Genomic DNA, 24,847 nt, shown 5'->3' with positions numbered 1-24,847 from the left:
AACCGCCACACTCGGAGTGTGGGCACCACGACCAGCGGCCACGAGCGCCGCGCGGTGGTCGGCGCGAGCGCCGGCTTCTTCATCGACATGTTCGACATCTACCTGCCCGTGATCGCTCTCGCCCCGGCGATGGCCTTCTTCACCCCCGCCTCGATCGACCCGGGCACGACGGCGATCCTCGGCGGCCTCGTCTTCGCCTCCACCCTCATCGCCCGACCGCTCGGCTCGGTCATCTTCGGCTGGCTCGGCGACAAGATCGGCCGCAAGAAGGCGACCGTCGCCGCCGTCGCCGGTGCCGGTGTGGCGACCGGCCTCATCGCGGCGCTGCCGGGCTACCAGACCGTGGGGATCGCCGGGGTGATCGCCCTGATCGTGCTGCGGTTCATCGGCGGAGTCTTCCTCGGCGGCGAGTACACCGGCGCGGTGCCGCTCGCGATGGAGCACTCTGCCAAGCGCAACCGCGGCCGCAACGCCGGCCTCATCGCGCTGGGGTTCCCCTCCTCGTACGTGGTCATCTCGGCGCTGACGCTGCTCGTGCTCACCTTCGCCCCGGCCGGGAGCCCGGCGTCGGCGTACTCGCAGTGGGGCTGGCGCATCGCCTTCGTCGTCGGCGCCATCATCTCGATCGGCTTCGCGGTCGTGTACGCGCGCGGCGTCGAGGAGAGCCCGGCGTGGGAGAAGACCTCCACGAAGCGCGTCAACCCGTTCAAGGAGCTCCTCGCAGGGTCCAACCGGAAGCCGCTCGCCCAGGCGTTCCTCCTCATGACCGGCGTGTGGTTCTCGTCGAACGCCTCGATCGTGATCCTGCCGCCGACCATCGCCTCCACCACCGGGCTCACCGCGGTCCAGACCTCGACGCTGATGATCGTCGCGTTCGCGGTGGTCACGGTGGCGTACCCGCTGTTCGGCATGCTGTCGCAGCGGATCGGGCGCCGAGCGTTCTTCGTCCTGTGCGGAGTGGGCTCCATCCTGGCGATCCCGCTGTTCGTGCTCTTTGCCTCCGGAATGGTCAAGGGCTTCTGGGCCGCGACGGTGGCGGTCACCGCGATCGCGCTCCTGGGCATCCCGGCGTTCGGGGCCATCGGCGCCTACATGTCCGAGCGCTTCCCGGTCGAGATCCGGGCGACCGGGTACGGCGTCGGCTACTCCCTGGCGCTCATCATCCCCTCGTTCTACGCGTTCTACATGGCCGCGCTCGCCGGGATCATGCCGCTGAACCTCACCCCCACGGTGCTGCTCGCCGTCGGCGGCATCTGCCTCATCGCCGGCGCCCTCTGGGGTCCGGAAACCAAGGACCGGAACCTGGCCGAGCACACGATCGCCGCCGAGCGGCAGCCGTGACACTGGCGCCTGTGCGGGGCAGCGCAACGGCTAGAGTGTGGGCTATGCCAACGGAGAGGGACGACGCCGCGCCGTCGGGCGGCCTGCAGGTGGTGAGCCGGAGCGCCCAGATCCTGCGGATGTTCAGCTCGGACCGCACCGAGGTGCGCATCAACGACGTCGCCGAGGAACTGGGGATCGGCCGGACCTCGGCGCACCGCTACCTCCAGTCGCTCGCATCCGAGGGCTTCCTGCAGCGGATCAACGACAACGACTACCGGCCGGGCCCCCTCATCATGGGCATCGCCGCCTCCATGCTGACGGGGCCCAAGATCGTCGACGTCGCCGAGCCCCTCCTCGCGAGCCTCGCCGAGATCTCCGGGCAGACCGCAGTCCTCGGGCTGTGGACCGGTTCCAGCGCCGTGGCCGTCGCGTCCAAGGAACCGGCCGGGAAGTCCGTCAACATGACCGTCCGGATCGGCGCACCGCTGGGCCCGCAGTCCGCGCAGGGCCTGGCGTTCCTCACGTGGGGCTCCGCGGGAGCCAGGGAGCGCTCGCTCGCGAAGCTGGGGCCCCAGCGGGCCGGGGTCGAGCGGAAGCTCGCCGAAGCTGCGGCTTCGGGCTACACCGTGAGCGAGGCGGTGATCGACGGCGTGGCCGCGATCGCGGCGCCGGTGTTCGACGCAGGCGGCAGCATCATCGCAACGCTCGCGCTTGTGGCGCCGTCGGGCGTCCTGGACACGTCCGCCAAGGGGCGCCACGTGGCGGACCTCAAGACTGCCGCGGCCGCCCTTTCTGGGCTGCTGGGGGCCTCGACCGCCGCGTAGACCCCTCACGCACGACGCCGGCGACTCGCCCCTGTAGGCGGGTCACCGGCGTCCTATGCACCCCGGTCATGCAGCGCAATCGGACTCCTGCCTAGGAGCGGTCGCTCCCCTCGGCCGAGCTCACGACGCCCGCAGATTCTGGGTCGGGATCGTACGACACTGGGTTCCTGCGGTACTCGACTTGAGTGCCCATTAAAGCCTCACTCACGGGATGCCCCGCTGGCAGCGGGGCGCCCACAAGGGCCCTCTTCGGCTTGCCCGTTCGGCTATCCGCTACCGTCTCGTGGCGCGGGCCGTAGAGTTCCGCCACAAGCACTATTCGGCCCTGATAGTTGAGCGCTGCCCACCGCTCCCCCTCGATCCGCTTCTTGGCCAACCACCAGTCGCCGCGGTTATTCTCCCAAAGCTCCTCTGGCGTTACATCAGGGTCGTAGCCCCACCAATCGCGCCCGAGCGGATCATCTCGGTCTGCAATCTGCCGATCGATAAGCCTGATGTTGATGACCATGGGTCGAGTATCGCTGGTCAACCTGCGAATGTCGGAGCACCGTGCCAAGATTCTCTCGTGACAGCGATTCCCTCTTCACCGCTTGGGGTGCCCCTCCGCAATAGGTGGGACCTACGCGGAGCGCGTTCCGCGTAGCGGCTTTAGCCGCAGGTGAAAGGAAAGTGTCCATGCCCAAGTTCAAGGTCACCAAGAAGCCCGTGGTCCCCACGCTCGCCTACTCCGATTCGCGGGGGATGGGCGAGAAGCTCGTCGTGTGGCCGAGCATCCTCCACGACGATGACCCGTGCATCCAGATCGACCCCGACCACGAGTGCGAGATGAGCCGCGCCATCCACTTCCGCAGGGAGGACGCGCCCAAGCTCGCCGCGGCCATCCTCGCCGCCGCGATGGTGAAGCCCCGGAAGAAGAAGCGCCGGTAGGAGCGCGACGAGCGGACGACGGCGGCCACGCACCCGCCGTCGTCCGCTCACCCTCCACCGGGTCCGGCGCCGCCCGTCCCCGGCGGAACGGGCGGAACCGGGGGCTTGAGCTTCCCCACGAGCGCGGCGTGCACGGCGGGGTTGTCGGCGGTAGCCTGCGGCGGCGACGTGCATCGCGTTGGGACGAGCCGACCCGTACCCATCCGTCCGGATGAGAACGTCGCGGTTCCGGCGCGCATCCCACTGGTACGTGCCCCACCGGTAGAGCTTCGAGTCGATCAGGAACACGACGTTCCCACACGCCACGGCGTGGTCGACGTCGGCGTTGTCGTCCTACGGGAACTGAATGAACCAAGACGGGCCTGGACACACGACGCCAGCGACGCTGCCCCACTCGGGCGAGTCGCCGGCATCATCGTGCGCAATGCATTCGGCAGGGCCGCCTTTCAGGTCCGCGTGATAAACCGCCGCCGCTTCAAGCGGGTGCCCTGACGACACGGCATGGGGCGCACCTCCTAATGGCGAATGCAGCCGAACTTGTGCCCTATATCCTCCGGAACATGATGACAAACGTGAGCGGTGGAGTGGATGGCAGGCTTCAGGCCGTCGTATCGACAGCCGAAGAAGGAAAGCCTGTCCCCGGCTGCGCCTTCTCGTGGGCGGATGGGTGATTCAGGGCTATCCAGTGAGCACAGAGACCTTCCTTGCGATTACGCGCGACGACATGGCTGAGCAAGCGAAGGAAGGTGGGGACTGGCGTCGAGTCAAGCGTGACCCTGAGGCGGCGAAACGCTATATCGAGGAACGCGTCGCTCCCCTCATGGGCGCGTTCGGGATGGGGGGCGGCCAAGAGGAAACAGCGCTCAGTCTGCGTGATGCAGTGCTGGTCAACTCCGTCACGCTAAGAGTTCCGGCCATTCGCATCCCGCTTACGAGCATTCAGGCGTGGTGGCATGTGTCCATGGAAGTGAAGGAGAGCCGGAGCTACAGCTCAGGAATAGCGGTCGGGGTCGGCTTCTGACAGATCCACCCCCGTCTGCCCAGAATCCAGCGCCGCCAAGGCTTCCTGCCGGTGAGTGCCGTTTGCGATCTGGGCCCAAGGAGCCGGGTGCTCACCGGCCTGAGCGCCTTATCCTGACGCCGCTCGACGAGCACCGCATCGACGAGGCCGGCCTCACGCGCCTCGTCGAGCGCGGGGCCGCGGGCGGCGCCGACAGCTTGGGCGTCCTCGGCGCTACCGGCAGCTACGCCTACCTCACTCGGGAGGAACGCCGCCGCGTGCTCAAGCTCGCCGTCGCCCACCGCTGGCGGCATGCCCGTGCTGGCCGGTATCGGCGCTCTCCGGACCCGCGACGTCATCGCCCACGCTGCCAACGCCCAGCAGGCTAGCGCTGCCGCGGTCCTCCTCGCTCCCGTCTGCTACCAGCCCTCACCCCCGACGAAGTCTTCGGCCTCTTCGAAGACGTCACGACGCGCTCGGCTCACCGGATCAGACGCACGACGCCGGCCGCGCCCTCGCGCTCTCGGCCCGCCTCGCGCCCCTCTGGGACCTCTTCGCGAAGCACGGGAGCCTACGCGTCGCCGCTGCGGCCGCCGAGATCCTCGGCCTCACCGCCGGCCTGAGCCTCCCCAAGCCCCTGCGAGCGCTCGACGGCGAGGCGCGTGCCGCCGTCGTGCACGCGTTCGAGAGCGTGCCGCGGTAGTCGGCGGGCTCATCGGGCGGTCGCGCCGGTCCGAGGCTTCCTCTTCGGCCCACTGGCCGCATTCATCGCGGAGACGTTCCCCACCCGCGCCAGCTACACCCGCTCCTCCACCGCCTACCAGGCAGCCCAAGACGGGAGGAGCGTGAACGCGAAGTCGGGTACTCCAAGTGGCTTTTTCGAGTGGTCTGAGGTGGAGCTTTCGCGTACACCGATATGCGAGAGTGGGCCTACCGGCGCCGCAGTGTGGCCGCGGAGCCGGCCCACATGGGGCGATGGCGGCGATCGGAGCGGCCGATGTATCTATCCCTCGCGGACTGGCGCAGCCGCAGGACCGAAGTCCCCGCCGGCAAGGTGCCGCCTTTCAGGCTGGCCCCCACGATCGTCGCGTTGGGCGTGGTGAGCCTGCTGACCGATGTCTCCTCCGAGTCGGTGGCGTCGGTCCTTCCCCTCTACGTCACGGCATCGCTGGGGCTGTCGACGGTGGCCTACGGGTTCATGGACGGGATCTACCAGGGCGTCAGCGCCACGGTCCGGATCGCTGCGGGCATGGCCGCAGACCGGTCAGGCCGTCAGAAGTGGGTCGCGTTCTTCGGCTACGGGCTCTCGGCCGCGGCAAAGGTGGTCCTGCTGGCGGCGAACGGGTTCAACTCGCTCGCCGCCGTGATCGCCGTCGACCGCGTCGGCAAGGGCATCCGCACCGCCCCGCGGGACGCGATGATCCGCTTCGCCGCACAGCCGGAGCACCTCGGCCGGTCGTTCGGCGTCCACCGCATGCTCGATACGATCGGCGCCACGCTCGGACCCGTCCTGGCGTTCCTGATCCTGCTGGCGATCCCCAACGGCTACGGCGTCGTCTTCGTAGCCTCGCTCGCGTTCGCGCTCGTCGGGCTTGCCCTGCTGGGCCTGTTCGTCCCGAATGATCGGGGGCGCCTCCCGGCCGACGCCGTGCCGTCGCCGCCGCGCCCGCGGTGGCGGGACGTGAACACCGGCCCGATGCGGCGGCTGCTGCTCGCCGCCGGGATTCTCGGACTGCTCACGGTCGGCGATGGGTTCCTCTACCTCGTCCTCCAGGCCCGCACGTCGTTTGCCGCCCAGTGGTTCCCGCTCCTGTATGTCGGAACGAACACCGCGTACCTGGTCCTGGCCATCCCCATCGGCCGACTCGCGGACCGGTGGGGCCGCAAACGCGTCTTCCTCACCGGTCACGCGGCTCTCCTCGCCGCCTACGCGTGCGCCGTCATGCCCTGGGCCGGGCTGCCCGCGACCGTCGCAACACTGGCCCTGCTGGGCGTCTTCTACGGCGCTACCGACGGCGTGCTGGCCGCGATGGCCGGCCTCCTCGCGCCCAGGCAGGCCGCCGCGACCGGGATCGCCGCCGCGCAGACGGTCGTGGCCGTCGCCCGTCTGCTCGCGTCGACTGGTTTCGGCCTGCTCTGGTACACGGTCGGGAGCGACGCCGCGATGTGGCTGGTCGCCGTCGGACTCGCGGCCGCCCTGCCGCTCGCTGCGATGCTGCTGCGCACCGCCCGGACGGCGGCCGCGTGACCACCCGCGCTCGGAGCATCCTGCTCATCGTCATCGCCGTCCTGGCCCTCGGCGGTGCAGGCGGCTACGGCGCCTGGGCGTACGCCCAGTACCAGTCCGAGTCCCGCGCCCCCTCCCAGGCCGCCGTCGCCGCAAGCACGCCCGCAGGCCCCGTTGTCTACTTCCGCAACGTCGCGTCGGGGCAGGGCCAGGGGATGGTGGCGACCGTCCCGATCGAGAACTCCCTAGGCCCGCGGACGATCACGGACCGGGCCTGCGACCGGGTCTACGCGGCCGCCGCGCGCCGGGTCTGCCTTCACGCCAGACCGGGCCTCGCGAACACCACCGACGAGGAGATCTTCGACGCCGACTGGAACCTGCTGCGCTCCCGCATCCTCAACGGGGCGCCCAGCCGAGCCCGGCTCCTCGCGGACGGCACGCTCGCGTCGTCGACCGTGTTCGTGGCCGGAAGCGGCTACGTCGGCGGGTTCTCCACCGCCACAGAGATCTCCGCGACGGACGGCGGGAGCTTCGGCAACCTGGAGACGTACGCGATCGACATCCCGGGTGTCACCCTGAGCCCCGCCGAGCACAACCTCTGGGGCGTGACGTTCGCCGAGGACGGGGACACCTTCTACGCCACGGTCGGCTCGGCGGACCGCACGTGGCTCGTCAAGGGCAGCGTCCGGGCGCGGGCCCTCACCGCCGTCCGGCCCGGCGTGGAGTGCCCCTCGCTCTCACCGGACGGGACCAGGATCGCCTTCAAGTACAAGGCCGACCCGAACCAGCCGCGCACGAGGGTGCTCGCCGTCCTGGACCTCGCCACCGGCGACGTGACCGTCCTCGCGGAGGGCCGCAACGTGGACGACCAGGCTGAGTGGCTGGACAGCACCACGGTTCTCTATGGCCTCGCCCGCGGGGTTCCGATAGGCGACAGCGACGTCTGGTCGGTGCCCGCTGACGGCACGGGCAGGCCCACCCTCTTCATCGAGCATGCCTGGTCGCCATCTGTCGAACGGCGGTAGCCCGGGCCGCTGCTGCCACCCTCGGCCGCGCGCAATCAGCCCCGCCGGCCCGCCGCGCCCCCAGTTCCACCCCGCTGCATCGGGTCCACGACCTCCCCGAGATGCGCCGTCGCGAAGTCACGCAGCGCCCTGACCTTCGCGTTGCCGAGCGAGCCCGCCTGCAGGACGAGCTGCACCGAGTTGTCGGGGAGCTGGTCGGCGATGCGCTTGTACACGAGGGCGTGGCCGTCGTAGGTCCGGTCGCCGCTGGGGCGGCCCATGATCATCGTGTAGCCGAGCCCACGGCCCACCACGGACCGGACGGTCTCCACGTTGCGGAGCCGCCAGCGGACGTTGGGGGTGAAACCGGCGGCCTCGGTCATCGCCATGACGAGGTCCGGGGCCGGCTTCAGCCCGAGGAGCACCGCCGGCTCGTCCCCGAGCTCGGCGAAGCGCACCTCGTCCTGCCCCGCCAGGCGGTGGTCCGCGGGGAGCACGAGCTGGAGCCGGACCGCGGCGACCTGGACGCACTCGAGGTCGCGGTCCACGTGCAGCCGGTACATGAACGCGGCGTCGAGCTCGCCCTGCAGCAGCCGCTCCTGCAGCTCGTCGGAGGACGCCTCGGAGACCACGACGTCCACCCGCGGATGGTGCTCGGCGAAGTACTCCAGGACCGGCGGGAGGAGCCACGGCGAGAGGGTGTCGAAGCAGCCGACTGCGAGCGTCCCGACCAGCTCGCCCCGGATCGCCCCCGCGGACGACTCGAACGCCTGCGCCGCGGCGAGCGTCTGCCGGACCTGGTCGACCAGCTCCCGCCCCGCCGCGGTGAGGACGGCTCCCTTGGCCCGACGCCGCACGAGCAGCTGCACCCCGAGCGTCTTCTCCATCGCGTTCAGCGCGACCGAGAGGGATCCGGCGGTCATGTGCAGCCGCAGCGCCGCGGCAGCGAGCGTTCCCTCCTCGGCCACGGCGAGGAAGTACTCGAGCTGGCGCAGGGTCACAGACAGCAAACGTTGACTCCTTCAAGGAAGATCGAGAAATACTTTCGCTTTTCCAACTATATGAGCCACCTCATAGTAGGAGGGAACCTCAACCCGCAGGAGAACAACGATGTCCCTCTCGCCCAGAATCGTCACCCTCGGCACCGCCGGCGGCCCCCGCTGGTGGGGACCGTCCCGCAAGGGGCCGCGCCGCCACGGGATCTCCACGGCCGTGGTCGTGGGCGAGGCCGTCTACCTCGTGGACTGCGGCCGCGGCGCGAGCACCCAGTTCGCCGAGGCCGGCTTCGAGCCGCACCAGCTGCGCGGGATCTTCCTTACCCACCTCCACTCCGACCACGCCGTGGACCTCGCCGGGATGCTGCTGTTCGGCTGGATGATGGCCGGGAAGCAGCAGCGCGGACGCGTGCAGGTCCTCGGCCCCGGCGACCGGTCGGTCCTGCCCCCGCTCAACGCCCACGCCGGTCCGGGCGTGCGCCCGCTCTTCGAGGACGCACCCACGGCGGGCACCGCCGCGATGGTGGAGAACCTGTTCCGCGCGTACTCGACGGACCTGACAGACCGGATGCTGGACTCGCTGCGCCCCTCCCCCTACACCGTGTTCGACGCCGCCGACATCCAGCTCCCGACCGCGTCCGGATTCCACCCCAACGACAACCCCACCCCCGCGGGAATGGAGCCCTTCACCGTCTACGCCGACGAGCTGGTCACCGTCACCGCGACGCTCGTGGCGCACCCGCCCATCGCCCCGGCGTTCGCGTTCCGCTTCGACACCGTGGACGGCTCCGTGACGGTCTCCGGCGACACGGCCCCGTGCGAGAACCTCGTGCGGCTCGCGCAGGGCACCGACCTCCTCCTGCACGAGGCCATCGACCTCGGCTGGGCAGAGCGCTCGTACGGCGACGTCGACGAGGCGACGCGGATCGCGACCATCGAGCACCACCTCAAGTCGCACACCACCCCGCGCCAGGCAGGCCAGATCGCCGCCGCCGCCGGCGCCCGGGCACTGGCCCTGCACCATCTCGTCCCGGGCGACGCCGACCCCTCGGTCTGGCGGGAAGCCGCGGAGACCTTCGACGGGCCGGTCTTCGTCCCGGACGACCTTGAGACAATCAGCTTTGCGCGCCGCGAGATGCTCGCGGCCAGCACCACGACGAACCAGGACTAGAGCCATGGCACAGCACACCGCCACCGCACCCACCTCCCCCGCCGCGGGGACCTCCCTGAACACGCCGCAGATGCGGCGCATCCTCGCCTCGAGCTTCGTGGGCAGCGCGGTCGAGTACTACGACTTCCTCCTCTACGCGATGGCCGCCGCCGTGGTGTTCAACAAGGTCTTCTTCGCGAACCTCGACGCCGGCTGGGCCACGTTCGCGTCCTTCGGCACCCTCGCCGCCGGGTACGCGGCGCGCCCGATCGGCGGCGCGATCTTCGGCCACTTCGGCGACCGGCTGGGCCGGAAGAAGATGCTCATCCTGTCGATGCTCATGATGGGCCTCGCGACGACCGCCATCGGCCTCCTCCCGACGGCCGCCGCGATCGGCGTCCTCGCCCCGGCCCTGCTCGTCACCCTGCGGGTCATCCAGGGCATCGCCGTGGGCGGCGAATGGGGCGGCGCCATGCTCATCGCCCTCGAGCAGGCCCCGAGCGGGAAGCGCGGCTTCGCCGCGAGCTTCGCCAACATGGGCGCCCCGGCCGGCGCGGCCCTGTCCACACTGGTCATGTCCGCGATGACGCTGCTGCCCAAGGCCGAGTTCCTCGGCTGGGGCTGGCGCGTCCCGTTCCTGCTCAGCGCGGTGCTCGTGGGCCTGGCGCTCGTGATCCGTCTCAAGGTCGCCGAGAGCCCGCTGTTCCAGAAGCTCGAGCATGCGGCGGAGAGCCGCCGGCTCCCCATCGTCGAGGTCTTCTCCCGGTACCCGCGTGAGCTCCTCCTCACGGTCCTGGCCGGCGTCGCGCAGTTCACCATGGCGGGCATGGTCACCGTGTGGGCCGTGAGCGAGGCGGTGGAGAAGGGCGCGGACCAGACGGGCGTCCTCAACGCCAAGGCCGTCGCCGCGGCCGCGATGCTCGCGACGACGATCGTGAGCGCGCGAATGTGCGACCGGTTCGGCCGCAAGCGCATCCTCGTGGCGGGCATCGTCGCCGCCATCGCCGCGGTCTTCCCGATCCTGTGGCTCATCGGCATGGGCACGGTCGCCGGGTACGCGGTCGCGGTCATCCTCGGCCAGGCGATCCAGGGCTTCCTCTTCGGCCCGCTCGGGGCGTTCATCGCGGAGATGTTCCCCACCCGCGTCCGCTACACCGGCTCGTCCATCGCGTACCAGGTCTCCTCGACGATCGGCGCGGGCTTCACGCCGATGATCGCCGCGGGCATCATCGCGGCCACGTCCAGCACGACCGTGCTCGGCATCGCCTGGGCCGCCGCGCTCGTGGTGTGCGGGGTGGGCATCCTCCTCGCGCGGGAGGGCCGCACGCGGGACCTCGCCTCCATCGAGTAGATCCAGCGCACGACGCCGGTGACTCGCCCGGGTGGGCGAGTCACCGCCGTCGTCCGGCCGTGGTTTCGACTCCGCTCAACCACCGTTGCCCCGCTCAACCAGCGTTGCTCCGCTCAACCACCGTTGCCCCGCTCAACCACCGTTGCCCCGCTCAACCACCGTCAGGCCAGCGAGCCTGCCCGGCGCCCGAACACGACGCCGGCGGCGAGGCCGGAGCCGCCGGGGTAGTTGCCCGCGAACAGGCCGCCGAGCATCTCCCCGCACACGTAGAGCCCCGGGATCGGCTCGCCTGAGGTGTCCAGGACCCGGCCGTGGGTGTCTGACTTCAGGCCGCCGAACGTGAAGGTGATGCCGCACGTGACGGGGTAGGCGTAGAACGGGCCTGCCGTCAGCGGCGTGGCCCAGTTGCTCTTGACCGGAATCATGCGGGCCGCGCGCCCGTCCTTGACGTTCGGGTCGAACGGGACGGTGAGGTCGATCGAGGTGTTGTAGTCGTTGACCGTCTTGGCCAGCGCCTCCGGGTCCACACCGATCTTCGCGCCGAGGGCCTCGATGGTCGGCGCGGTCTCGACGGAGATGCCGGGCATCTCGTACTCCTCGGCGCGCAGCATGGGCCGCAGGGCGGCGTCGAAGATCTGGTACGCGATGGAGCCGGGCTGCTCGAGCACGGCACGGCCGAGCTTCGCGTACGTGTAGTTGCGGAAGTCCTCGCCCTCGTCCACGAACCGCTGGCCGTGCGCGTTGACGATGATGCCGAGCGGGTAGCTCTGGCGGGTGAGCCGGTTGGTCAGCTCGCGGTTCGACTCGTTCCCGGGCGTGAAGGCGTCCCACTGGGTGGAGTGGCAGGTGCTCCAGTCACCCGCCTTGCCAGCGCCGAGCGCAAGGGCAGCTGTGAGCATCTGGCCGGTGTTGAACGGCGTGCCGCGCACCTTCGCGTTCTCCCAGCCAGGGCCGAGGTGCTCGGCGCGTAGCTCCCTGCTGGCCTCGAAGCCGCCCGCGCCGAGGACCACGGAGTCGGCGCGCAGCTCGGTCTCGGTGCCGTCCGGCTGCCGGACGGTCACGCCGACAACGGTGCCGCCCTCGGTCACGAGCCCCACCACGTCCTGTCCGAACCGGACCTCCGTCCCGAGCCTCTCGGCGAGGGCCAGGTGGTCCTGCATGAGGCCCTCGCCGCCGCCCACGTTGCCCACATGCAGCCCGCCCCAGAACAGGTACGTGCCGTCGGGGCGCTCGTAGGCCTGGCGCTCGTACATGAGCCGGTACCTGAGGCCGAGGGAGTGGAGCCAGCGCAGGCCGTCGGCCGACTCGGTGGCGAGGACCTCGGTCAGGGCGGGGTCGTTGCGCCCGTCGGTGACCTTCTCCATGTCCTTGACGTAGTCCTCGGCGCTGTAGGCGGGGACCTCGGTGACGGCGTGGCGCTCGTCCGGCTCGATGAAGTCGGCCAGGTCCGCCAGGCCGCTGTGGGCGATCCGGGTTGCGCCGGCGGTGTAGTAGCTGTTGCCGCCGAAGAGCTCACGCGGCGCCTTCTCGAGCAGGAGGACCGTGCGGCCCCGCACGGCGGCGGCATGCGCCGCGGTGAAGGCGGCGTTGCCGCCCCCGACCACGATGACGTCCGCGGCGTTGGCAGGGGTGTGGTTCGACTCAGGCACAGGGGTATCCATTCTTTGTGGTGGTGGAGCTGATCAGCGGGGTGTGGGGACGGGTCTAGGCGGCCGAGGACCCGGTCCGCATCGGGCCGGAGGCAGGTCGACCGCCGCTCTGTGAGTCGGCGTCGCCCGCGACGTCCTCGAGCGGCCGTCGGCCCGTGCGCGGGCCGAACAGGGCGACGGCCACCGCGACGATGAGCCAGCACGCGGCGATGTAGACGAACACCGCCTGGTAGCCGAAGGCCGAGAACAGGGCGGCGACGATCATGGGGCCGACGATGTTCGCGAGCCTCCCGCTGCCGTACACGAGCCCGTGCCCGGCGTTGCGCAGCCCGGTGGGGAACAGCTCGGGGCTGTACGTGTACAGCAGCGTGGCGAAGGTCTGGATGAGGAGGTTCACGGAGAACCCGAACAACACGATGGCCACGGGGTTGAACGTCAGCCCGTACGCGAGGCCGCTCGCCGCGGTGGCGAGGCTGACGACGACGATCGGCACCTTCCGCCCGAACCGGTCCGTCACGGGCCACGCGAGCAGCGCGCCGGGGACGGCGCCGATGGTGGTCAGCGCGGAGAACCCGAGCGACTCGGCCACGCTGAAGCCGTGCTGCGCGAGCAGGGTGGGCACCCAGGCCACGAAGCCGTAGAAGCCGAGGGTCTGGAAGATCCACACGACCGCGAGGAAGAGCGTGGTGCGACCCGTCCTGCCCATGAAGAGCGCGCGGTAGCTGCTCGGGCGGCCGGCGGGGAGCGGCGTCGTGCGTTCCGGGAGGGAGGCGAGCGGCGGGAGCTGCCCGGCGCCGGCCTCGAGCCGGGCGAGGGAGGCCTCGGCCGCGTCGAGCCGGTTGCGGTGGACGAGCCAGCGCGGGCTCTCGGGAAGGACGAGGAGCGCGGGTACGGCGAGCAGGGCCGCGCTGCCGAGCACGAAGACCCAGCGCCAGGAGTCGTGGCCGAGGGGGACGATGGCGCGGGCGGAGAAGGACATGGCGGGGATGCCAGCCAGGCCGACGGCCATGACGGCGGCCTGCATGCGGCCGCGGCGGGCCCCCGGCATCACCTCGGAGATGTACGTCGTGGCGGCGACGACCATGGCGGAGAGCCCCACGCCGGTGAGGAAGCGGAACAGGAAGAAGGTGGGCACGTTCACCCCGGCGGCGTTGACGAGGGAGAAGACCGAGAACAGCAGCGTCGAGTAGATGAGGGCGCGCTTGCGGCCGATCAGGTCCGAGACGCGGCCCCCGAAGATCGCCCCGATCGCCATGCCCACGAAGGCCGCCGAGGTGACCATGGCGACGTCCTGAACGGAGAACGCGAGCTGCGTGACCAGTGCGGGGGCAACGTAGGCGAAAGTGTTGAGGTCCCCGAACTCGAAGAGGAACACGAAGGCCAAAGTGGCGAGCGCGATCCTGTGCGCTCGGGTGATGGGCAGGCGGTCCACGCGGGCGGCCGCCACAGATGCGGTGAGCAACTCTATCCTCCTCGATAGAAGCGTCAGTTCGATGGAAGCGCTCAGGGGCCCAGTCCGCCAGAGGCGGGAGCGGCCGGTCGTGATGCTTTGATGTCTGAATCCATCGTGGAACCCGTTCTCCTTCCGCACCAGCTAAAGTTTCTGAAGTCGCCTTAAGGACCGCTATAGGATTGGCTCATGGCGATGGACATCCGGCGGATGCTGGTGCTGGTCGAGGTCGCGCGGGCCGGGTCGCTGACGGACGCTGCGGCGCGGCTCAACTACACCGTCTCGGCGGTCTCGCAGCAGATCGGTCAGCTTGAGGACGAAGCGGGCCAGCCCCTCGTGGAACGCAGACCGCGCGGGGTGACGCTCACCGAGTCCGGGCAGGCGGTGGTGCGCCACGCCGAGCAGATCGAGCGAGCCGTCCAGGCCGCGCACGAGGAGCTCGGGGAGATCTCAGGCCTCCGCAGGGGAACGCTCCGGCTCGGCACGATCCCCACCGTCACCGAATCCTTCCTGGCCGGGGCGATCGCCGCGTTCCGCGAGCGCCACCCCCAGGTTGACCTGCGGGTCCACAGCGCCGCCCGCTCTGATATCGGGCACCTCCTCGCGTCCCGGGAGATCGACCTCGCGATCACGTGGACGCGCGAGGAGGAGGAATCCTCCGGCGCCGCAGGCGCCCGGACCGAGCTCATCCGCCGCGACCCCAGCGTCCTCCTGGTCCCGGCCGGCCATCCGCTCACCGGGCGGCGCAGCGTGCGGATGGAGGAGCTCCGGCACGAGCCCTGGATCATCCGCACGTCCTCCAACGTCCTGGCCCTCCTGCAGGACGCGTGCGAGGCCGCGGGCTTCAGCCCGGTCGTCTCGTTCGAGGCGCGCAGCTACCAGGAGGCGCAGGCCATGGTCGCCGTCGGGATGGGCATCGCGCTCGTGCCCCAGCTCTCCCTCTACAGCCTCCGCGAGGACATCACCGTCGTCACCGCCATCTCGCCGAGGCCGCCCGCCCGGCGCATCGTGCTCGCACGCCGCCGCGGCGAACGGCTCTCCCCCGCCGGCACGGCCATGGGCACGATCCTCCTCGAGACCGGTCGCGCGTGGAAGGCGGAGCAGGGCTGAGGATCGCCCGCGGGCCGGGCGGAACCCGAACACAGAGCGGGCGGACGACGCCGGGTGCCCACCCGCCGTCGTCCGCCCGCCCCTCGGAAGGGTTCGGTCAGCCTCGCAGGCTCGCCTCCTGCAAGCGGCGCGGGCTGTCGGGGTTCATGAGCGAGTGCTTGCGCCCGTAGGCGAAGTAGATGACCAGCCCGATCACGAGCCAGACCACGAAGCGTAGCCAGGTCTCCCAGTGCAGCTGGCTGATCAGCAGAAGCGAGGCGATGACGCCCACCGCGGGGACCACCGGCATCCACGGCAGGCGGAAGGTGCGCGGGGCGTTCGGCTTGGTGCGGCGGAACACGATCACCGAGACGCACACCACCACGAAAGCGGCGAGGATGCCGATGTTGGTCAGGTCGGCCACGGCGCGGATGGGGAACACGCCGGCCAGGAACGCCGAGCCGACGCCGGCGATCCAGGTGACGCGCTGCGGGGTCCCGCCGCGGTCCACCTTCGAGAACCACTTCGGCAGGAGGCCGTCGCGGCTCATGGAGAACCAGACGCGGGTCACGCCGAGCAGGAAGGTCAGCATCACGGTGAGGATGGAGAGCACCGCGAACACCGAGATGATGCTCGCGATGACCGGCAGGCCCACCCCGGTGAAGGCGGAGGCGAACCCGGCCTTGGGGTCGATGTCCTGGTAGTTCTGCATGCCCGTCAGGACCAGCGTCGCGGCCACGTAGAGGAGCATCGCGATGATGAGGGACAGGATGATGGCCTTGGGCATGTGCTTCTTGCCCTCGGTGGCCTCCTCGGCGGCGGTGCTCATGGCGTCGTAGCCGAAGACGGCGAAGAAGACCGTGGCCGCGCCGCTCATCACGGGCCCGAAGCCGCTGGGCATGAACGGCGTGTAGTTGTTGGTGTTGATGTAGAAGACGCCCAGGCCCACGATGAACAGGATCAGGGTGACCTTGATGGCCACGACGGCGAGCTCGAAGCGGCCGAACGCCTTGGTCCCCCGGCTGAGGATCAGCGTGACCAGGAGGCAGATCAGGATGGCCGGCACGTTGATGATGCCGCCCTTGCCCTCGTCGACTGTGGAGGTCATCCACGCCGGGAGGTGCACGCCGAAGCCGCTCAGGAAGGCGTCGAGGTAGCCGGAGATGCCGATCGCCACCACGGCCACGATCGCGATGTACTCCAGCAGCAGGTCCCACCCGATGAACCAGCCGGTGATCTCGCCCAGCGCTACGTAGCCGTAGGTGTACGCGGAGCCGGCGCGCGGGATCATGCCGGCGAACTCCGCGTAGGAGAGCGCCGCGGCGGCGGAGGCCAGGCCCGCGACCAGGAACGAGATCAGGACCGCCGGCCCGACCCCGGGGTTGTCGGCGTCGCCGTGCGCCACGAGCCCGGCGAGGGAGAAGATGCCCACGCCGATGATCCCGCCGACACCGATCGCCGTCAGCTGCCACAGGCCGAGACTCCTGAACAGCCCGCTCTTGACGGTCTCGTCTTCCATCTCCTCCAGTGGCTTGCGTCGCCACACCGACCGAGGATTGTGCCCACTCATCGAGAAACTCCCACCGTTGCTCCAGACCCGTTGCCGGGCCTTCTGGACTGTGCGGCCTCCGCGGGCAGCGGCTCCCCAACGTGACGCCCACCACATCGGCCTCGTTCAGTATCTGGAGCTGTGTCCCATCAGGTAAAGCGACTCTTTCCGAACACTATCGGTCAGCTTTTCCGATCAGTACCGCGCACAGGGCCCTCCGGCGGGCCCCAACATGGGCGTTCAGGCTTAGACGGTGCGGATCCGGCAGGCGAACTCCCAGGGCCCCAGGTCCAGGCCCGGGCTGTCGGGGTAGTTTCCGAGAAGGACTTCCGCACGGCCCCAGCCGGGGTCGCCGAGGTCCACTGGCTGCGGCTCGCCCGAGAAGTTGCCGAGCACGAGCAGCTCCGTGGCGTCGAGCCGACGGGTGAAGGCGTAGACGGCCTCGTCTTCGGGCAGGAGCATGGTGAAGTCGCCGTCGGCAATCACCGGCAGCTCGTGGCGGAGGCGGATGAGCTCGCGGTAGAACGCGAAGACCGAGTCCTCACGGTCCACTTGGTCCGCGGCGTTGATCTCCGCGGCGTTGGGGTTGACCACGATCCAGGGGGTGCCGGTGGTGAAGCCGGCGTTGGGCCCGGCGTCCCACTGGACGGGCGTGCGGGCGTTGTCCCGGTTGAGCGGGGCGATGGACTCCAGGACCTGGACCGGGTCCAGGCCCAGGCCGCCGGTGGCCTCGCGGTAGTGGTTGAGGACCTCGATGTCCCGGTGCGCGTCGATCCCGGCGAAGGCCATGTTCGTCATTCCCAGCTCCTCGCCCTGGTACACGTACGGGGTGCCGCGGTGCAGGTGCAGGACACCGGCGAGCATCTTGGCCGAGAGCTCCCGGTACTCCCCGTCGTCGCCCCAGCGGGACACGATCCGCGGCTGGTCGTGGTTGCCCCAGGAGAGGCTGTTCCACCCGCGCTCCTCGAGCCCCTTCTGCCACCGGCCGAACGAGGCCTTCAGGTCGGTCAGCCGCATGCGGCCGGGGCGCCATTTGCTGCCCCCGCCGTGGTCGAGGTTCACGTGCTCGAACTGGAAGACCATGTCCAGCTCGTGGCGGTCGGGATCGGTGAACAGGACCGCGTCCTCGACCGTGACGCTGGGCATCTCGCCGACGGTCAGCAGGCCCGGGTCGCGGTGTGCGAACACCGCCCGATGCATCTCGTGGAGGAACTCGTGGATCCGGGGGCCGCACGCGTAGCCGCGGCGGTCGTGGCTGTGGAGCTCGCCCTCGTGGATGGGGGTGTCCGCGAGCGCGGGGTCTTTGGAGATGAAGTTGATGACGTCCATCCGGAACCCGTCCACCCCGCGGTCCAGCCACCAGTTCATCATCGTGTAAACGGCGTGCCGGACCTCCGTGTTCTCCCAGTTCAGGTCCGGCTGCTTCCTGGAGAAGAGGTGGAGGTAGTACTCGCCCGAGGCCTCGTCGAACTGCCACGCGGACCCGGAGAAGAACGAGCCCCAGTTGTTCGGTTCCGCGCCGGGAGTGCCGGGCTCGTGGCCGGGCCGGGGTGGGCGCCACCAGTACCAGTCACGCCGCGGCGAATCCTTCGACGCGCGCGACTCCTCGAACCACGGGTGCTCGTCCGAGGTGTGGTTGACCACGAGGTCCATGACGAGCTTCATCCCGCGGGCGTGGAGACCCTCGATGAGCTCGTCGAGGTCTGCGAGGGAGCCGAAGAGCGGGTCGATGTCCCGATAGTCGCTGATGTCGTAGCCGTTGTCGTCCTGGGGCGACCGGTACACGGGCGAGAGCCAGACGACATCCACGCCAAGCCGCTCGAGGTAGTCCAGCTTTCCGATGATCCCGCGGAGGTCGCCCACGCCGTCGCCGTCGGAGTCCGCGAAGCTGCGGGGGTAGATCTGGTAGACGACGGCGCTGCGGAACCACTGGGGATCCGCTGCAGGGTCGGCGTGGGGCGAGCGGTCCGGAACGGTCATGGGTCCTCCTGTCGCGGTCCCGGCATCGTAGGCACGGTGCGGACCCCCGGGCCAGAGCGCGGCCCCCGGGGCCTTCGGCTGCACGGCGATCGCAGCATGCCGAAGAGCGAGTGGCCGTCCCGGCCCTCCGGCCCTGTCAGGCCGGCCGGTGCCTGATGGGAGGGGGTGCGGCGTGGGCTTCGGCGCGCCACTCCGCGCGGAGCAGCGGGACGATGGCCACGAGGACCACCGCGGCGTACGCGGTGAGGAACCACGAGAAGAACACGCCGAGGACACCATGGAAGAGAATCGCGCCGATCAGGCCAATGCGGGTCGGCCACCCTCCCGAGAGGATCATGATGCCCATGAGCGCTTGGAACACGACCAGCAGCCCAATCCACAGGAGGGGTTTGGCGGGGACAACTTCGCGCCAGAGGTGCGTCACCCAGGCGAACTTCGCGTCATTGGCGAACGTCGCATAGTCGGCGCCGGAGGCCAGGAACGAGGCATTCACCGCCGCGCCTCCGAGGAGCATCACGAGCCCCATGCCGATGCGCCCGACCAGTCTGGCCCAGAGGTTTACCCCTGCGAAGAGGCCACCGATGACGGCCGGGACGGCCAGAATGAAGAAGACGATCATCGAGTTCTCGACGACCCTGTTCATGACCATTCCCCCAGTGCCGAAGGCCTCAGATGCCATCAGCATAGGACTGCCGCGACCCGAAGGTAAGTGAGGGTGGCCTCCAGGGATCGGCAGGCGGTCAGTCGTCGTAGACCGTCTTGCTGCCGGCGTCGGGAAGCTCCGCTTCGTCCTCCACGACGTGGTCCTCGAGCCCGGTCAGGGACGGACCGGCGTAGCCGTACTGGTCGAGGTACTTGCCATCGGTGAGAACGGCCCGGGCGGCGACGTCGGCGTAGACGATGGGCCAGTCGTTGGCGATGAAGTCATCGCGTATGGCATGCTGCCGGGCGAAGTCCTTGGACAACGTCACCCAGTCCCCGCTGTTGATCTCCCCGAGGCCGGGAGGAAGCGCCCTGTAGATCCTCACGGTGCCGTCCGGGACGTCGCGGGCCAGCCTGAGCTGCCGCATCGTCTCGGCATCGCACTCGCCGAACCCGTATTCACGGGGGTGGCCGAAGGCTTCCTCCCCCAGCACCGAGGCGAGCTCCGTGATCGCAAAGCCCTGCCCCCCGGCTCGAGGGGCGCGGGGAGATATGGCGTAGTGCATGGCTTCAACAGTACTCCACTGAAATGACGTGTAGACTGGTGAGGACGCGGACTACCCAGATGGTGGTCCAGATGACGCGTCAGCGCAGGCTCGATGAGATCTCCGAGCGTCACGTATTCCTTCTTCCCCTCCTTCCCGGCGCGGGCAGCGCGCTGTGCTGGAAGGATCCCTGCCGCTCGATTGCGGCGGTCCCTGCCCCTTGTCCGGCAGCCTCCATCACCTATCCACATTCCCGCCTGCCAGCGCCGCCGGCGCGGCGCATCCGCCGTCGAGCGGAAGCAGTCAAGAAGGTCCCTCATCGCCACAGCATCCAGCACCGCAGTCCACGCCTCTCGCCGCGCCCAGCCCTATGCGGGCACCGAGACGTTCCCGCCGCTGACCCAGGCCTACCTCCAGATCGCCCACGTGGTGCGCGAGACCGGGCTCCTGCGCCGCACTCCGTGGTTCTATGCCGTCGTGGGCGTGGCCCTCCTCGCAACGCTGGCAGGCTTCCTCGCCGGCTCCGTCCTCCTGGGCCACAGCTGGTTCCAGTTGCTGATCGCGGCCGGGCTGGGAATCCTCTTCACCCAGGTCGCCTTCCTGGCCCATGAGGCGGCTCACCGTCAGATCCTCACCACGGGACCGGCGAACGATCGCCTCGCGAGGGCCCTCGGTGCGGTCGCCGGCATGAGCTACTCGTGGTGGGACTCCAAGCACACCCGCCACCACGCCAACCCGAACCGGGTGGGCAAGGACCCGGACATCGAGGTCGACACGATCTCCTTCGTGGTCGAGGACGCTGCAGAAGCCCGCGGTCTCCGGGCCTGGATCACCCGCCGCCAGGGCTGGCTGTTCTTCCCCCTGCTCACGCTCGAGGGGCTCAACCTGCACTTCCTGAGCTTCCGGCACCTGTTCTCCCGGGGCAAGGTCAAGGGACGCTGGACCGAGCTGGGCCTGATCACGCTGCGCTTTGGCCTCGTGCTCGTCCCGCTCTTCTGGCTCCTGCCGCTCGGCATGGCATTCGCATTCCTGGGCGTGCAGCTGGCGGTGTTCGGCCTGTACATGGGGGCAACGTTCGCCCCGAACCACAAGGGCATGGCGGTGATCGCGCGGGATGCGAAGCTGGACTTCTTCAGCAAGCAGGTCCGCACCTCGCGCAACATCACGGGCGGCTGGTGGGCCACGTGGCTCATGGGCGGCCTGAACTACCAGGTCGAGCACCACCTCTTCCCGAGCATGCCCCGACCCCACCTCGCGAAGGCGCGGCGGATCGTCCGGGAGCAGTGTGAACGCCTCGCGGTCCCCTACACCGAGACGAGCCTGTGGCGTTCCTACGGAATCGTCGTCGGCTACCTGAACCGGGTCGGGCTCGCCGCGCGCGATCCCTTCGAATGCCCGGTCACTGCCGCGTACCGGCGGGCGTAATGGCCACTCAGAACTCCACCATGCATCGAGCAGTCCGCACTTCAGCGCGGTGCCGAAGCGCATGCGTGATGCCGTGACCGTCAACTACGTCCGGGGGGCCTCTCTGACCTGCTCGGATTCCCAGTCAGAGATCGAGGCCGTCCTGCTCGCCGCAGGTGCCGCGGGCTTCCGCTGCGTGTCGCAGCAGGGACGGGCCGTGCTCGCCTTCAGCTCCGGCGGCCACCGGTTCCGAATTGTCCTCCCGCTTCCGGGACCGAGCGCTCCCGGGGGGCTGCGTCCCTACCGGCGCAGCGCGCCTCAGGAGGACGCCCGGCGGCGCTGGCGCCAGCTGGCCCAGCTGATCCGTGCCAAGGTGGATGCCGTCGAAGCAGGAATTGCCAGCTTCGACGAGGAGTTCCTGGCCTACATCGTCATGCCGGGCGGTGGCACGGTCTTCGAAGCCGCCGCGCCGCGCATCGCCACGGCCTACGACGGCAGAGAAGGCCCCGCAGCGGTTGCGGGCGAAAGTGCCGGGAACATGTAGACTGGACTGACGATCGACCCAGAGCCGACGCGCGAGAACGGCGCCGTCCGCCGCCCACGTCAGCCATCATCGAACCGCGCACTCGCAAACAGCCGAGGCAGCGCCCCTCCTCTTCAACCTCCATCACCACATCTGTCCCGCGCCGGCGCCGCCGACGCAGCACAAAACCGGCCGCGGACAAGCGACCGGATCAACACAAGAAGGAAACACGCATGGCCACTGGCACCGTGAAATGGTTCAACTCCGAGAAGGGCTTTGGATTCATCGCCCCCGAAGACGGCACCCCTGACGTCTTCGCCCACTACAGCGCGATCGTCTCCACCGGCTTCCGCTCCCTCGACGAGGGCCAGCGGGTCGAGTTCGACTCCGAGCGTGGACCGAAGGGCCCGCAGGCCACGAACATCCGTCCCCTCTGAAGGGTGTAGGCCCCTGATCCAGGGCGCCAACGGGCGGGTCCGCTTCGGCGGACCCGCCCGTGCTGTTTTAACGTGAACCGCCAGACGGGCGGGTAAGGATGGCACCATGAGCGACGAGACGGAAATGGTCCAGCGCGGCATCGGGATCCTGACCGCGGCCCTCTCGTGGGAGCCCGAGGACCCCGCCGCGACCGAGATGTTCAAGGAATCGCTGAAGACCCTGGCCCGGGTGGACGACATGGTGTCGGTGTCCTTCTCCGGGGGCTCCCCGGAACAGGCCGCGCTGCTGCGGGAGGTCCTCCCCCAGGTGGTCCGGCAGGTCATCGAGGCGCTGGCCCCGGACTACACGCGCCTCGTCCTGGGGATGGCGATCGGGTTCAAGAGCGTCGCCGACGCGTACCGCGAGGATGACCCAGCCGAACTCGGCTTCGTCGGCGAAGTCGACGTAGGCCGCGCGACGCAGGCCCTTGGGCCCAAGGCCCGCGGCGGCCTCCGCGCCTACGCTCGACGCATGACGGCGCTCCCCTGGCCTGCTGCCCGCGCGTGGGTCCCGCTGTACCGGACCGCCGGGGTCGCGGGGCTCCTCTTCGTCCTCTTCGGCCTGACGGCCCTCGCCCTGTACTTCGTCGACCCGCCTCCGGTCTCCGGCGGCGAGGCGACGCTGCGCTTCATCGCCGACCACACGGCGTCGTACGTCGCGCAGCAGCTGCTCTGGCTCGTGCCGTCCCTGTTCGGGCTCGTCGTGTTCACGGCGCTCCTCGTAGCGCTGCTGCCCGCCAGCCCGAGCCTGGCGGTGCTGGGCTTCGTGGTGGGGGCGGCGTCGTGGACGGCGCTCATCGCGGTGCCGACGACCAGCGTGGGCAGCCTCTCCCTGGTCACTCTCAGCTCCCAGTACGCGGCCGCGGCGGACGACGGCGCGCGGTCGGCCCTCGCGGCAGCCGCGGAGGCGCTCGTGGCGGAGAACAACACCGTCACCTTCGGAGGCGTCCTCACGCCGCTGGGCGTCCTGCTCATCTCCCTGCCGATGGTCCGGAGCGGGCTGCCGCACTGGATCGGGTGGCTCGGGATCGCCACCGGGGCCCTGGGCCTCGCGGGCGAGGCGCTGCGCTTCGCCGTCACCGGCCTGTACGCCGTGTACGGCCCGCTCCTGTGGATCTGGTTCGCGGCCGTCGGGGTGGCGCTCCTGAGGCTCCCGGCGCGCACCGGTGCGTTCTCCCGAGGGCGGCCGTAGGCTGGTCCCCATGGCCGCTCAGGACGCCCTCGAGGTGGAACGCAAGTACACCGTCGAGGCGGACACCCCGATCCCCTCCCTCGAAGGCCTGCCCGAGGTGGGACGCGTCGGCGCGCCCGTCACCCACATCCTCGAGGCGGTCTACTTCGACACCGAGGACTTCGCCCTGGCCGCGAACCGCATCACGCTCCGGCGGCGCACCGGCGGCACGGACTCCGGCTGGCACCTCAAACTCCCCGGCAAGGGGGGCGCGCGGACCGAGGTCACCGAACCGCTCGGGGCCGACGCCGCCCGGGTGCCGGAGCGGCTCCGGCGCCTCGTCTCGGTGCACACCCGGGCCAGGGACCTCGGCCCGGTGGCCCGACTGAAGACACAACGCACGGTGGTGCTGCTTCTCGACGCGGAAGGCACCGCGCTCGCGGAGTTCTGCGACGACCGCGTCGAGTCCGAGGCGCCCCCCTCGGGCGGGCTGCGGCAGGCCTGGCGGGAGTGGGAGATCGAACTCGTCGGCGGCGAGCAGGAGCTCCTGTCAGCGGCCGACGACCTCCTCGCCGATGAGGGCGTGCACCCCGCGGAGCTCCCGTCGAAACTGGCCCGCGCCCTGGGCCCCTCCTACCCGGTGCGGCCCGAGCGCGCGGAGAGGCCGAAGCGGAAGGGTCCCGCCGGCGTCGTGCTTCTTGCCCGGCTGCGGGGGCAGGCCGAGGCGCTGAAGGCGATGGACCCGCAGGTGCGTCAGGACGCGCCCGACGCCGTGCACCAGCTCAGGGTGGCCGCCCGCCGCATGCGCTCGGCCCTGGCGACGTTCCGCCCCTTCGTGGACGCGGAGAGGGCCAACCGGCTCCGGGACGAGCTCAAGTGGCTCTCCCAGACCGTGGGCCAGGCGCGCGACGTCGAGGTCATGCGCGAGCGGCTCGCCGAGCTGGCCGGCGCCGAGCCGGGAGCGCTCGTGGTGGGTCCGGTGATGGACCGGATCCGCCGCGAGTCGGAGGCCCGGTACCGGCAGGCGCACGAGGTGGGGCTCGTGGCGCTGGACAGCGAGCGCTACTTCCGCCTCCTCGACACCCTCGACGCGTTCCTCGCCGAGCCGCCCCTGACCGAGCGTGCCGCGAAGGCAGCCCGCAAGGCCGTCGCGAAGCGCGTCGCGAAGGACATCGAGCGCCTCCACGACGCCGTCGACGCCGCGGAGGAGGCCGAGGACGCCGACGCGGACCAGGACACCGTCGACGCCGCCCTGCACGAGGTGCGCAAGATGGCCAAGCGGCTCCGCTACGCGGCCGAGGCCGCCCGCCCCGTCCTGGGCAAGCGGGCCAAGCGGCTCGCCAAGGCCGCCGAGCAGATCCAGGAGAGCCTCGGCGAGCTCCAGGACAGCGTCGTGAGCCGCGGGCACCTGCTAGACCTCGCCGCCCAGGCCCACGAGGAGGGGGACAGCGCGTTCAGCTTCGGCCGCCTGCACGCCCTCGAGCAGCAGCGCGCCGCGGAGGCGCGCACGCAGTTCGCCCTCGACTGGGCCGACTTCACCGAACGCCACCCCTGACCGGGCGCGGCGC

Annotated in this window: 22 protein-coding genes; 14 read left to right on the top strand and 8 right to left on the bottom strand. The window is 70.1% G+C overall.

Annotated features, from left to right (window positions below; all coding sequences use genetic code 11):
* The first annotated feature begins 18 nt into the window (after nt 1-18).
* Both ABD298_RS09155 and ABD298_RS09150 read left to right on the top strand, forming a co-directional pair.
* Nucleotides 19-1,341 carry an MFS transporter gene (locus ABD298_RS09155; protein ID WP_344299372.1) on the top strand — a complete coding sequence of 441 codons (1,323 nt, stop codon included), beginning with the start codon at nt 19-21 and terminating at the stop codon, nt 1,339-1,341.
* A gap of 44 nt (nt 1,342-1,385) precedes the next feature.
* Nucleotides 1,386-2,147, top strand: a complete 762-nt coding sequence (locus ABD298_RS09150; RefSeq protein WP_344299371.1) for an IclR family transcriptional regulator — start codon at nt 1,386-1,388, stop codon at nt 2,145-2,147.
* 91 nt (nt 2,148-2,238) lie between these two features.
* On the opposite strand, the gene ABD298_RS09145 is transcribed toward ABD298_RS09150, so the two are convergent.
* The gene (locus tag ABD298_RS09145; protein WP_344299370.1) at nt 2,239-2,655 is read right to left on the bottom strand and encodes a hypothetical protein; all 417 of its coding nucleotides are present in this window, start codon (nt 2,653-2,655) and stop codon (nt 2,239-2,241) included.
* 167 nt (nt 2,656-2,822) lie between these two features.
* On the opposite strand from ABD298_RS09145, the gene ABD298_RS09140 reads away from it, so the two are divergent.
* The 4 genes from ABD298_RS09140 to ABD298_RS09125 all read left to right on the top strand — a co-directional run bounded on the left by ABD298_RS09140 (nt 2,823) and on the right by ABD298_RS09125 (nt 7,326).
* Nucleotides 2,823-3,074, top strand: a complete 252-nt coding sequence (locus ABD298_RS09140; RefSeq protein WP_344299369.1) for a hypothetical protein — start codon at nt 2,823-2,825, stop codon at nt 3,072-3,074.
* Nucleotides 3,075-3,759: 685 nt separating this feature from the next.
* Nucleotides 3,760-4,095, top strand: a complete 336-nt coding sequence (locus ABD298_RS09135; RefSeq protein WP_344299368.1) for a hypothetical protein — start codon at nt 3,760-3,762, stop codon at nt 4,093-4,095.
* A gap of 976 nt (nt 4,096-5,071) precedes the next feature.
* Nucleotides 5,072-6,322, top strand: coding sequence for an MFS transporter (locus tag ABD298_RS09130; RefSeq protein ID WP_344299367.1), 1,251 nt, complete (start codon nt 5,072-5,074; stop codon nt 6,320-6,322).
* Entirely contained in the window at nt 6,319-7,326 is a 1,008-nt protein-coding gene (locus tag ABD298_RS09125; protein ID WP_344299365.1) for a TolB family protein, read from the top strand. The genes ABD298_RS09130 and ABD298_RS09125 overlap by 4 nt, the downstream gene beginning before the upstream one ends.
* Before the next feature lie 35 nt (nt 7,327-7,361).
* Here ABD298_RS09125 and ABD298_RS09120 read toward each other — a convergent pair whose 3' ends face one another.
* Entirely contained in the window at nt 7,362-8,306 is a 945-nt protein-coding gene (locus ABD298_RS09120) for a LysR family transcriptional regulator (protein WP_344299776.1), read from the bottom strand.
* A gap of 109 nt (nt 8,307-8,415) precedes the next feature.
* Between ABD298_RS09120 and ABD298_RS09115 the strand changes: the two genes are divergently transcribed.
* Both ABD298_RS09115 and ABD298_RS09110 read left to right on the top strand, forming a co-directional pair.
* On the top strand, nt 8,416-9,471 hold the full coding sequence (locus ABD298_RS09115; protein WP_344299364.1) for an MBL fold metallo-hydrolase: 1,056 nt from the start codon (nt 8,416-8,418) through the stop codon (nt 9,469-9,471).
* 4 nt (nt 9,472-9,475) lie between these two features.
* Nucleotides 9,476-10,801 (top strand): MFS transporter, encoded by a 1,326-nt coding sequence (locus ABD298_RS09110; protein WP_344299363.1) that lies wholly within the window; start codon nt 9,476-9,478, stop codon nt 10,799-10,801.
* A gap of 161 nt (nt 10,802-10,962) precedes the next feature.
* On the opposite strand, the gene tcuA is transcribed toward ABD298_RS09110, so the two are convergent.
* Together tcuA and ABD298_RS09100 are read right to left on the bottom strand one after the other, a co-directional pair.
* Nucleotides 10,963-12,450 (bottom strand): FAD-dependent tricarballylate dehydrogenase TcuA, encoded by a 1,488-nt coding sequence (gene tcuA, locus ABD298_RS09105; protein WP_344299362.1) that lies wholly within the window; start codon nt 12,448-12,450, stop codon nt 10,963-10,965.
* Between the two features lie 55 nt (nt 12,451-12,505).
* A complete protein-coding gene (locus ABD298_RS09100) occupies nt 12,506-13,912 on the bottom strand; it encodes an MFS transporter (RefSeq protein ID WP_344299361.1) in 1,407 nt (468 codons plus the stop codon).
* Between the two features lie 177 nt (nt 13,913-14,089).
* On the opposite strand from ABD298_RS09100, the gene ABD298_RS09095 reads away from it, so the two are divergent.
* Nucleotides 14,090-15,010: a LysR family transcriptional regulator gene (locus tag ABD298_RS09095; protein WP_344299360.1), complete on the top strand. Its 921-nt coding sequence runs from the start codon at nt 14,090-14,092 to the stop codon at nt 15,008-15,010.
* A gap of 97 nt (nt 15,011-15,107) precedes the next feature.
* On the opposite strand, the gene ABD298_RS09090 is transcribed toward ABD298_RS09095, so the two are convergent.
* The 4 genes from ABD298_RS09090 to ABD298_RS09075 all read right to left on the bottom strand — a co-directional run bounded on the left by ABD298_RS09090 (nt 15,108) and on the right by ABD298_RS09075 (nt 19,726).
* The gene (locus ABD298_RS09090; protein WP_344299359.1) at nt 15,108-16,559 is read right to left on the bottom strand and encodes an amino acid permease; all 1,452 of its coding nucleotides are present in this window, start codon (nt 16,557-16,559) and stop codon (nt 15,108-15,110) included.
* A 225-nt stretch (nt 16,560-16,784) separates the two neighbouring features.
* Nucleotides 16,785-18,518 carry a glycoside hydrolase family 13 protein gene (locus ABD298_RS09085; RefSeq protein WP_344299358.1) on the bottom strand — a complete coding sequence of 578 codons (1,734 nt, stop codon included), beginning with the start codon at nt 18,516-18,518 and terminating at the stop codon, nt 16,785-16,787.
* Between the two features lie 136 nt (nt 18,519-18,654).
* On the bottom strand, nt 18,655-19,197 hold the full coding sequence (locus tag ABD298_RS09080) for a hypothetical protein (RefSeq protein ID WP_344299357.1): 543 nt from the start codon (nt 19,195-19,197) through the stop codon (nt 18,655-18,657).
* A 61-nt stretch (nt 19,198-19,258) separates the two neighbouring features.
* Nucleotides 19,259-19,726: a hypothetical protein gene (locus tag ABD298_RS09075; protein WP_344299356.1), complete on the bottom strand. Its 468-nt coding sequence runs from the start codon at nt 19,724-19,726 to the stop codon at nt 19,259-19,261.
* A gap of 297 nt (nt 19,727-20,023) precedes the next feature.
* Here ABD298_RS09075 and ABD298_RS09070 point away from each other — a divergent pair, with 297 nt between their 5' ends.
* The 5 genes from ABD298_RS09070 (at nt 20,024) to ABD298_RS09050 (ending at nt 24,834) form a co-directional block, all read left to right on the top strand.
* Nucleotides 20,024-21,130: a fatty acid desaturase family protein gene (locus tag ABD298_RS09070; RefSeq protein WP_344299775.1), complete on the top strand. Its 1,107-nt coding sequence runs from the start codon at nt 20,024-20,026 to the stop codon at nt 21,128-21,130.
* A 61-nt stretch (nt 21,131-21,191) separates the two neighbouring features.
* Nucleotides 21,192-21,653: a hypothetical protein gene (locus tag ABD298_RS09065; protein ID WP_344299355.1), complete on the top strand. Its 462-nt coding sequence runs from the start codon at nt 21,192-21,194 to the stop codon at nt 21,651-21,653.
* Between the two features lie 212 nt (nt 21,654-21,865).
* Nucleotides 21,866-22,069, top strand: coding sequence for a cold-shock protein (locus tag ABD298_RS09060; RefSeq protein WP_208711856.1), 204 nt, complete (start codon nt 21,866-21,868; stop codon nt 22,067-22,069).
* A 106-nt stretch (nt 22,070-22,175) separates the two neighbouring features.
* On the top strand, nt 22,176-23,300 hold the full coding sequence (locus ABD298_RS09055) for a DUF4386 domain-containing protein (RefSeq protein WP_344299354.1): 1,125 nt from the start codon (nt 22,176-22,178) through the stop codon (nt 23,298-23,300).
* Nucleotides 23,301-23,310: 10 nt separating this feature from the next.
* Nucleotides 23,311-24,834 carry a CYTH and CHAD domain-containing protein gene (locus tag ABD298_RS09050; protein WP_344299353.1) on the top strand — a complete coding sequence of 508 codons (1,524 nt, stop codon included), beginning with the start codon at nt 23,311-23,313 and terminating at the stop codon, nt 24,832-24,834.
* Nucleotides 24,835-24,847 lie beyond the last annotated feature (13 nt).

The sequence above is a fragment of the Sinomonas flava genome (assembly GCF_039531875.1).
GTDB classification, from domain to species: Bacteria; Actinomycetota; Actinomycetes; order Actinomycetales; family Micrococcaceae; genus Sinomonas; species Sinomonas flava.
This window is presented reverse-complemented; position numbering and strand designations above follow the sequence as displayed.